The following is a 9,777-nucleotide window of genomic DNA, read 5'->3' as shown; positions in this document are numbered from 1 at the left end:
TTCGCGGTCAATTTCACAGATGCTGATTGGGCGGCGCAACGTAAACCCACCGCACCGGATGCCCACAAATTGACCGGCTTTAGCGGTTTCCGCCTGCGGTGCGGAGACCCAGACATCATACACACCCGCGGCGCTGTTTTCTTTTGACAAAACCGGACAGGGAACAGCGGAAATCGTCATCATCAAGGTCTCCTCCCGTCGAATAAAACAAGTCCTATTTTTTCAATTTTGCAATGTCCACCAGCGACACATCCGCCATGTTCTTGTTCATTTCCAGACAAGCCGCAAGTGCATTGGCTGTATCCAGCGAGGTCAGGCAGGGGATCGAGCGTTCCACTGTTTTGCGGCGGATACGCACATCGTCGAGCTGCGGCGCGCGTCCTGTGGTAGCGGTGGAGATCACATAGTCGATCTTGCCGCTTTCGAGCAGGGTATCGATATTCGGCTCCGGTTCGCCCAGCTTGCGCACCGCATTTGTCGCCACCATGTTGCTGTTGAGTGTGAGCGCCGTACCCGCCGTGGCATAAAGCGTGTAGCCCAGCTTGGCAAATTTCTCGGCGACTGGAATGATTTCCTGCTTGTCACTGTCCTTGACAGTGATAAGCACATTGCCGTGTTTGCCTTTTAACCGATAACCCGCCGCCGTCAGTCCTTTGAGTAATGCTTCATCGAACGTTTTGGCAAGACCCAGTACTTCACCGGTCGATTTCATTTCCGGACCGAGCAGGGTGTCCACACCGTGCAGTTTGGCAAAACTGAACACCGGCACTTTTACCGCGATATAATCGCCTTCCGGCCACAATCCAGTGCCATATCCGAGGTCTTTTAATTTTTGTCCGAGCATACAGCGCGTGGCAAGGTCAATCATCGGCACGCCGGTCACTTTGCTGATATACGGCACGGTGCGGGAAGAACGGGGGTTGACTTCGATGACATACACGACCTCATTATATACCACGAACTGAATGTTGACCATTCCAATGACATCCAGCGCCTTGGCCAATTTTTCGGTGTATTCCAACACGGTTTTGCGTATCGCCTCCGAGAGGGTCTGTGCCGGATAAACCGAAATAGAGTCGCCCGAATGCACACCCGCGCGCTCGACGTGTTCCATGATGCCGGGAACAAGGATGTCGTCGCCGTCGCAGATGGCGTCTACTTCCACCTCTTTACCCATGAGGTATTTGTCGACCAACACGGGGTTTTCAATACCGCGCGCAGTGATAATGCCCATATATTCCGTTACGTCGGAATCGGCATAAGCGATAATCATATTCTGCCCGCCCAGCACATAGGATGGGCGCAGCAACACCGGATAACCCAGTGCACGGGCAGCTTCCAGCGCCTGCTCGGTTGTAAGCGCCGTGTGGCCGGCAGGGCGGGGAATCCCGCATTTTTCCAAAACCGCGTCGAAACGCTCCCGATCTTCGGCTTCGTCCACACCGTCCGCGCTGGTGCCGAGGATGCGCACGCCGTTTGCCGCAAGGTGGTTCGCCAGTTTAATGGCGGTCTGTCCGCCAAACTGTACCACCACGCCCCACGGTTTTTCGGTGGCAATAATATTATCCACATCTTCCGGCGTCAGCGGGTCAAAATAGAGGCGATCACCGGTGTCGAAGTCTGTAGAAACGGTCTCCGGGTTGTTGTTGGCAATCACCGCTTCGTAGCCGGATTCACGCAGCGCCCAGACGCAATGCACCGAACAATAATCAAACTCGATGCCTTGACCGATGCGGATGGGTCCGCTTCCAAACACCAACACCTTTTTCTTGCCGGTGGCGTGCTCTTCCAGATACTCCGCCGCTTCGTTCTCCTCATCCCATGTCGAGTAGAAATACGGTGTTTCAGCGGCAAATTCGGCGGCGCAGGTGTCCACCATCTTGTAGACGGCATGACGCTTTTTGAGGATGGTCTGCCCGGACAGGCGCTCGATGTCGCTGTCCAGAAAACCGCATTTTTTAGCTTCGAGGTATCTTTCATCGGTAAGCGTACGGCTTTGCAGTCCCTTTTCCACGGCGGCAAGACGCGAGAACTTATCAAGAAACCAGCGGTCAATCTTTGTAACAGCAAAGATATCGTCCGCAGAGATGCCGCGTTTGATTGCCTCATACACGACAAAAATGCGCTCATCATCTTGATTGTGCAGCAGTCCGCGAATCTCATCGTCGGTCATTTTGGCAAGTTTCGGCATGGACATGGTGGTCAGCTTTAGCTCAATGGAACGCACTGCTTTCATCATCGCCAGTTCGAATGAATTGCCAATCGCCATCACTTCACCGGTCGCCATCATCTGGGTACCCAGTGTGCGGCGGGCATAGACGAATTTATCAAACGGCCATTTGGGGAACTTGACCACGCAGTAGTCGAGCGTCGGCTCAAAGCAAGCGTAGGTCTTGCCGGTAACGGCGTTTTTAATCTCGTCGAGCGTGTAGCCGATGGCAATCTTCGCCGCCACTTTGGCAATGGGATACCCAGTCGCTTTAGATGCCAGTGCCGAGGAACGCGACACACGCGGGTTGACCTCGATAACGGCGTATTCATAGCTGTCGGGATGCAGAGCAAGCTGCACATTGCAGCCGCCCTCCACGCCCAGCGCCGAAATGATGTTCAGGGAAGCGGAACGCAGCATCTGATAATCTTTATCGGACAGCGTCTGCGACGGCGCGACCACGATGGAATCGCCGGTATGAACGCCCACCGGGTCAATGTTCTCCATGTTGCAGACCGTAATAACATTTCCCAGGGAATCCCGAATCACTTCATACTCGATTTCTTTCCAGCCTGAAATGCATTTTTCCACCAAAATTTGATGGATACGGGACAAGCGCAGACCATTGGTAGCAATATCGATCAATTCCTCGCGGTCGGATGCGATGCCGCCGCCGCTCCCGCCAAGGGTATATGCCGGACGGATAATGACCGGATAGCCGATCTCCTCCGCGAATGCCAGTGCATTATCCAAAGACTCCACAACCTCTGAGGCGATGCACGGCTCCCCGATAGAAAGCATGGTGTCTTTGAACGCCTGCCGGTCTTCCGCTTTGCGGATGGTCTCCGGGCGGGTACCCAACAGACGCACACCCGCTTTTTCAAGGAATCCTTCCTCCGCAATCTGCATGGCGAGGTTCAGCCCTGTCTGCCCGCCGAGAGTGGGCAGAATGCTGTCCGGTTTCTCAATCTCGATGATACGCTCCACCACTTCAGGGGTCAGTGGTTCAATATAGATCTTGTCGGCCATCAGCTTGTCGGTCATAATAGTGGCCGGGTTGGAGTTGACCAGCACCACTTCGATTCCTTCTTCTCGCAGCGCCCGGCAGGCCTGTGTGCCCGCGTAATCGAACTCTGCGGCCTGTCCAATCACAATTGGGCCGGAACCGATGACCAGCACTTTATGGATAGCGGGATTTCTAGGCATGTTGCAGATTCCTTTCCTTCATCAACGAGATAAATTCATCGAACAGATAAGCCGAATCGCGTGGCCCCGGCGAAGCCTCCGGATGGAACTGCACGGTAAAGACCGGCGCGTTTTTGTAGCGCACGCCCTCTACGGTACCATCGTTGAGGTTGACATGGCTAACCGCGCCCTTTTCCGCACCGATGCTGCCGTCCACCACCGCATAACCGTGGTTCTGGCTGGTGATATAGGTACGCCCGTGCGCAAGGTCTTTGACCGGATGGTTTGCACCGCGATGCCCGTACTTGAGTTTTTCGGTACGGCCGCCCTGTGAAAGCGCCATCAATTGGTGCCCCAGACAAATGCCGAAAATCGGGATACCGCTCTCAAACAGGCCGCGCAAGTTCTCAATCTGCGTGGCGCAGGCAGACGGGTCGCCGGGGCCGTTCGAGAGCATAATGCCGTCGGGATGCGCCGCCAAAACGGTGTCGGGCGCGGTACTGGCAGGGTAGACCGTAACACGGCAGCCGCGCGAGACCAGACTGCGCAGAATGTTATATTTATAGCCATAATCAAACAGGGCCACCCGCAGACCATCTTCCGGTCCATCGGTGAATGCCTGCTCCACCGTCACAGCTTCGACTGCACCGGTGATTGTATACTTATTGATTTTTGCGAGCAGCGCATCTTTATCTGCAAGGTCGTCGGTGATGGCACCGTTCATCACGCCATGCTCGCGTAGCAGGCGGGTAAGATGGCGTGTGTCAATGCCGCACAGACCGACCACTCCTTGTTTTTTCAAAAATGCGTCCAATGTGCCGTTGCTGCGAAAGTTGCTTGGCGCGGCACAGTTTTCACGCACGATGTAGCCCCGCACCCACGAACGGCTGGACTCCTCATCTTCATCGTTCACCCCGTAATTTCCAACCAGCGGATACGTCTGGGTAACGATTTGTCCATAATACGAGGCGTCGGTCAATGTTTCCTGATAGCCTGTCATACCGGTGTTGAACACCGTCTCGCCGATGGACGTGCCTCGTGCCCCGATGGAAATTCCCTCAAACACGGTGCCGTCCGCCAACAACAGGTATGCTCTGGTCATGTGTAACTCCTTTTCTTCAACCTTTTCCGTCCGGCATTTGCAGTTTTTAATCGCACTCCGGGACTTGCCTATCTATTTTGCAACACAGCGTTCAGGTTTTCTTTCATCCGCAGCGCTTCGCGGCGCGCCGCTCCCGCAAAATCCCGCTCATCGCATTGTTCTTTCTGCCAAGCGTAGAGGATGGCGCGGGAGCTATTGATGATTGCACCGTCCCCGTTTTCATCAAACGCAGGTGCGACATCTTTTGCACCGCCGCCCTGCGCACCATATCCCGGCACCAGAAAGAATGTGTGCGGCAGCTTTTGCCGCAGTTCGGCAAGCTGGGAGGGGTAGGTTGCGCCTGCCACCAACCCCACCATACCATACCGTCCTTTATTGGCGGACAACGACAGAAGCGACGTGCCGCCTTCTGCCATCTGACTCCAATGCTCGCACAAGTCGCCGAGCATTGCGTAAACCGGTTCGCCGTCCACCAGCTTGTCCTGAATCTCTCCAGAGGACGGGTTAGACGTCTTGCCCAGTACAAAAATGCAGGTGTCCCGTGCCTTGCAGACTTCCAAGGCGGGTAATACGCCGTCACTGCCAAGGTAGGCGTTAATGGTGAGCGCATCCGCACCAAACGGCGTAAGAATGGAACCATCCACTTCTACTGTCCCAAGGTGCGCGCGCGCATAAGCAGACATGGTGGTGCCGATGTCTCCGCGCTTGCCGTCGGTGATGACGAACAACCCCTTTTGATGGGCATACGCAATGGTTTCGGAAAGGGCCCGCATCCCCGGCCAGCCAAGCAGTTCATAATATGCCGCTTGTGGTTTGACGGCAGGGACGATATCGCAGAGTGCATTGATAATGGCTTTATTGAACTGCCAAACCGCATCAGCAGCGGCCTCCAATGTTTTTCCATACCGTTCGATTGCCTGTCTACACAAAAAAGAGGGTAATTTAGAAAAATCGGGATCTAACCCCGCCACAGTTGGATTTTGACAGTCTGCTATTTTCTTTCGCAACGTTTGGATTGACAAACAATCATCTCCCCTGACGGGCACAGCCCGCGTCTAAATTCAGACAAAAGCATCCGGTCATGTTTTGGAAAAAACAATATTTCCGTCCGAAATGGTGTAGCGCACAATGCCATAAAGCATCATCCCTTTGTACGGCGTGTTGTGGGATTTGCTGTGTAGAGCTTCCGGCTGCACCGTCCAAGAGGCACAGGGGTCGAACAGTACAAAGTCGGCGCGTGCTCCCACTTGCAATGTACCCACGTCGATACCCAGCAGTTTTGCAGGCTCACTTGACATTTTACGGATGAGCTGCGGCATGGAGAGATGCCCTGGCCGCACCAGATAGGTGATGCCTACTGCAAGAGAAGTCTCCAGCCCCACCACACCGTTGGGAGCTGTCAAAAAGTCAGCCTTTTCCTCAGCGGTGTGCGGTGCGTGGTCGGTGACGATTGCGTCAATGGTTCCATCTTGCAGCCCTTCAATGACGGCGGCAACATCTTCTTTTTGACGCAGCGGCGGGTTCATACGGTAATCGGCGTCCCGTGTGTCAAGCAGGCTGTCATCCAGACTGAAATAATGCGGGCAGGTCTCGCAGGTGATAGGCGCGCCGCGCCGTTTCGCGTCCCGCAATAACGCCACAGTGAACCGGCTGCTCACATGCGCGATATGCACCGGTGTACCCGTGCTTTCAGCCAGTACTGCCTCACGGGCAGCGTGTGCCGCCTCGGCCGCGGCGGGAATACCCGGCACGTCCAGCCGTGCAGCCGCAGTGTCGCTGACGATTCCTTTACCTGCAAGGCTCATATCCTCACAATGTGAAATCACCCGTTTGCCGAGCGTATGCGCCTTTTGCATGGCTGCAAGCATCTGTGCCGCATCCCGCACTGGATGACCATCATCCGAAAAGGCCACCGCACCTGCCTCCGCCAAGCGTTCAAAATCCGCCAGCTCTTTTCCGGCCTGCTCTTTGCTCACCGCCGCGATTGGAAATACACGCACACCGGTCGTTGCCGCCTGTTCAATCTCATAGCTAAGTATTTCCGGCTTGTCTGCGGCAGGAGACGTATTCGGCATCGCGGCAAGCGCAACAAAGCCACCCGCTGCCGCCGCCGCACAGCCTGACTTGATGGTTTCCTTGTGCGTCTGCCCAGGATCACGCAGATGCACATGCATGTCTACCAGACCCGGTGCAAGAAAAAGCCCGCGTGCATCCAACACCACCGTATCCATTGGCGCCGCCATGCTGGTGCCGGAAGTAGCGATGGAAGCAATATGCCCATCTTTCACCAACAAGTCGCACATGCCTGCGTATTGGCCCTCTGGATCGACCAGTGTCGCATTTTTTATCAGCAACAAATCATTCATGTGCTCTCTCCATCCTCACAGATTACTACACGGTTTTCGCCATCAAATTCCGTCACGCGCACGGCTACCGTTTCATTGCGCGAGGTAGGCACATTTTTTCCAACAAAATCGGGGCTGATAGGCAATTCCCGGTGGCCACGGTCAATCAGAACCGCCAGTTGCAGGCTATCCGGTCGCCCTCTATCCATGATAGCGTCGATTGCGGCGCGCACGCTGCGTCCGGTAAACAACACATCGTCTACCAGCACCACCCGTCTGCCGGTCACTTCAAAAGGAATATCTGTATCCAATGAGGCATCCACTTTTTTGGGCGCAATATTTTTTTCATCCAGATCGTCCCGATACGGCGTAATGTCTAAAAAACCGGTCAACACCGAAGTGCCCTCGATATCAGCCATTTTTTCCGCTATGCGAGCCGCAATCACCGCGCCGCGCCGTCGGATGCCGATGATGCAGACATCCGATGTGCCATGGTTGCGCTCCACAATCTCATAGGAAATGCGTGCCGTGGCGCGGGAAATGCCTTTTTCATCCATGATTTCCGCCTTGATTTTCTGCATCTCCGCATCCTCTCAGGATATTTATACACAATATTTGTATTTTTATACATGCATTGTGTATAAAAATACGGTCCAGGTTCGTCCCGGGCCGTTGAATGTACCGATTGGTATTGTATGCGCTCGATCATCCAACCCTTTCCAGCCTCACGGGGCCGGTTTAAAAGGCGAACTGTTACGGATATCATCCGCTAATCAACATTGCAATATATTTTTCTCAGTATACACCATGAATCAAAAAATGTCCATAGAAAGCCGCAAAAAACACAGGCGTCAAAGATTACCGTTACAAGCGGCATTGGCAAAAAGCATCCTCATGACCGCGCCGCATTTTTGGCGATGCGGACAAAGCAAAGTGCGAGTGCCGCAATCGCACAAATACCGCAAAATACAAAGACCAGTGAGAAACCATGCAAAAACGCATGTGCATTCATACCGCCTGAAATGGAGTTGACGTTCAGCCCGGCGGTAAACGAAAAAATGAGAACGGAAAAGGCGGTGCCCGAAACAAACCCGACGTTACGGAACAACGCATTGATTCCGCCGGCAATGCCAAGTTGAGCGGGCGGTACGGCATTAAAAACATCAGAATTGTTGGGGGATTGGAACAACCCGTTTCCCACGCCGAGAACAGCAAGCGCCAAGATTACGATCCATAACGGCGTTCCCTGCCGAATGAATGCCAGCAAAAAAAGCGCAACCATAGAAAGCCCTGTCCCCATGGCAGTTAGCGGTTTGGTCGACATCCGATCCGCCAACCGCCCGCTCAACGGCGACACCACAGCCATCGTGATGGGATAGATAGCGACAATAAGACCGGCGTGAAACGCGTCATACCGCAGCAAATCCTGCAAATAAAATGGAATGAACAGCAAAGTAGCGCTCAAGGCAATAAAAATCAAAAAGCCCTGTAACAGACCCAGAGTAAACGAACCTTTACGGAAAAGCCCCATATGCACCAGCGGATACGGACTGTGCCGTTCAACCTGAACAAAACCAAAAAACGCTCCTGCCGAAATCAGAACTGCCGGCAGCAGCCAGATGGGCTGAATACTGCCCTGTTGTGCCAAAAGCAGCGTTAAAAACAGCACCAGCATCCCAATGGAAAAAAGAGCGGTACCTTTCCAATCAAAAGACGTCTTTTCGGGTTTTTCCTCTTGGGCAGGAAGCACATAGAAAGACAGGATTGCCGCGCCGACGGCAATTGGAACATTTATGACAAAAATAGATGGCCAGCGGAATGCGCTGACCAAAATGCCCCCTAAAAACGGCCCGGTCAGGCTGCCCAGCGCAACCATCATGCCAACCTGCCCCAGTGCGGCTCCACGTTCACCCGGCCCAAATGTGCTGGTTACAATACCCTGACTGAGCGACATCATAGCGCCCGCTCCCACTGCCTGAATAATGCGGGCAAAGATCAGAAAATCGAGCGACCTCGATAGACTGCACAATGCAGAACCGGCGGCGAAAAAAAGAAAGCCCGCAATGATTACGCCCTTTTTTCCGCGCAAATCCGCTAATTTTCCCCATAAGAGCAACAGTAATACAATTGCCAGCAAATATGCAGTCGAAACCCACTGCACTGCGCTGATAGATACATGCATCTGTGCGGAAATATCGGGCAATGCAATATTTACAATACTGCCATCCAGCGTTGCCATAAACGCTTCCACACAGGACACCCCTAAGATTAAACGCTTCCTGGTTTTTGAAAGTTCCAAAATATAAGATTTCTCCTTTTTGTTCTTTTGCTATGCGTCGAAAAATATGATTGTCTAAAGCGTCCTTATTCTTTATCCTTTTCCTTCCGCAGAAAGAATCCTGTGCAGCAGTTGATTGAGTAATTTTCGGTCATCACCCAGCCGCCCAAAATATTCCTCATCAATCCGCCTGACCACTGGCAAGACATTCTGAAATTTCAAACGTCCTTGTTCTAATAAATAGACCGCACTTGCCCGCGCATCGTTTGGGTTAGGAGTGCGTTTCAAAAATTGCTTGCGTTCAAGCGTATGCAGGATGCCGCAAACGGTCATCACATCCATTCCGGCGTTTTTAGCGATTTCTGCTTGTGTAGCAAACGATTTTTCCCGCACCAAGTAATCTAACGAAGCCAAAACGCTGAACTGCGGATGTGTAATATCCAGCTCCCGGAGCTGTTTTTTGATTTCAGCATGCCATCTATTATAGGTTTGATTAAACAGATAGCCGGATGATTCCTCATTTTCTTCTATATCATTCGAAATATTCGTTCACTTCCGATCCTTATGTATCGCCCCAAAAAGTGATATAACCGATTTTGGGCCGGAAATAAGCGCACCCAGTACCGATAGAATATATTATAAGTGTACATATAATATG

Annotated in this window: 7 protein-coding genes and 1 pseudogene; all 8 read right to left on the bottom strand. The window is 53.0% G+C overall.

The features are described 5' to 3' along the window. Window positions 1-183: pseudogene (locus tag ABF463_RS12635) on the bottom strand (dihydroorotate dehydrogenase electron transfer subunit); the annotation flags it as partial. 31 nt (window positions 184-214) lie between these two features. After that, window positions 215-3,415 (bottom strand): carbamoyl-phosphate synthase large subunit, encoded by a 3,201-nt coding sequence (gene carB, locus ABF463_RS12630; protein ID WP_415534072.1) that lies wholly within the window; start codon window positions 3,413-3,415, stop codon window positions 215-217. Next, window positions 3,408-4,496 carry a carbamoyl phosphate synthase small subunit gene (locus ABF463_RS12625; protein ID WP_415534070.1) on the bottom strand — a complete coding sequence of 363 codons (1,089 nt, stop codon included), beginning with the start codon at window positions 4,494-4,496 and terminating at the stop codon, window positions 3,408-3,410. The genes carB and ABF463_RS12625 overlap by 8 nt, the downstream gene beginning before the upstream one ends. 68 nt (window positions 4,497-4,564) lie before the next feature. After that, window positions 4,565-5,518 (bottom strand): orotidine-5'-phosphate decarboxylase, encoded by a 954-nt coding sequence (pyrF, locus tag ABF463_RS12620; protein WP_415534068.1) that lies wholly within the window; start codon window positions 5,516-5,518, stop codon window positions 4,565-4,567. Window positions 5,519-5,575: 57 nt separating this feature from the next. Further along, window positions 5,576-6,862 (bottom strand): dihydroorotase, encoded by a 1,287-nt coding sequence (locus ABF463_RS12615; protein WP_415534066.1) that lies wholly within the window; start codon window positions 6,860-6,862, stop codon window positions 5,576-5,578. Further along, window positions 6,859-7,422, bottom strand: a complete 564-nt coding sequence (gene pyrR, locus ABF463_RS12610) for a bifunctional pyr operon transcriptional regulator/uracil phosphoribosyltransferase PyrR (protein WP_415534064.1) — start codon at window positions 7,420-7,422, stop codon at window positions 6,859-6,861. Before pyrR ends, ABF463_RS12615 begins: the two co-directional genes overlap by 4 nt. Before the next feature lie 311 nt (window positions 7,423-7,733). After that, a complete protein-coding gene (locus tag ABF463_RS12605; RefSeq protein WP_415534062.1) occupies window positions 7,734-9,140 on the bottom strand; it encodes an MFS transporter in 1,407 nt (468 codons plus the stop codon). A gap of 72 nt (window positions 9,141-9,212) precedes the next feature. Further along, window positions 9,213-9,557, bottom strand: a complete 345-nt coding sequence (locus ABF463_RS12600) for a MarR family winged helix-turn-helix transcriptional regulator (RefSeq protein ID WP_415534074.1) — start codon at window positions 9,555-9,557, stop codon at window positions 9,213-9,215. Window positions 9,558-9,777 lie beyond the last annotated feature (220 nt).

This window comes from Ethanoligenens sp. (genome assembly GCF_047718355.1).
Classification (GTDB): Bacteria; Bacillota; Clostridia; order Oscillospirales; family Ethanoligenentaceae; genus Ethanoligenens.
Note: the sequence above shows the minus strand (reverse complement) of the source record. Positions and strands in the feature narration are given on the sequence as shown.

Coding starts and splice junctions, on each gene's coding strand:
- carB (WP_415534072.1), bottom strand. CDS start 3,415: ATGCCTAGAAATCCCGCTATCCATAAAGTGCTGGTCATCGGTTCCGGC.
- ABF463_RS12625 (WP_415534070.1), bottom strand. CDS start 4,496: ATGACCAGAGCATACCTGTTGTTGGCGGACGGCACCGTGTTTGAGGGA.
- ABF463_RS12615 (WP_415534066.1), bottom strand. CDS start 6,862: ATGAATGATTTGTTGCTGATAAAAAATGCGACACTGGTCGATCCAGAG.
- pyrR (WP_415534064.1), bottom strand. CDS start 7,422: ATGCAGAAAATCAAGGCGGAAATCATGGATGAAAAAGGCATTTCCCGC.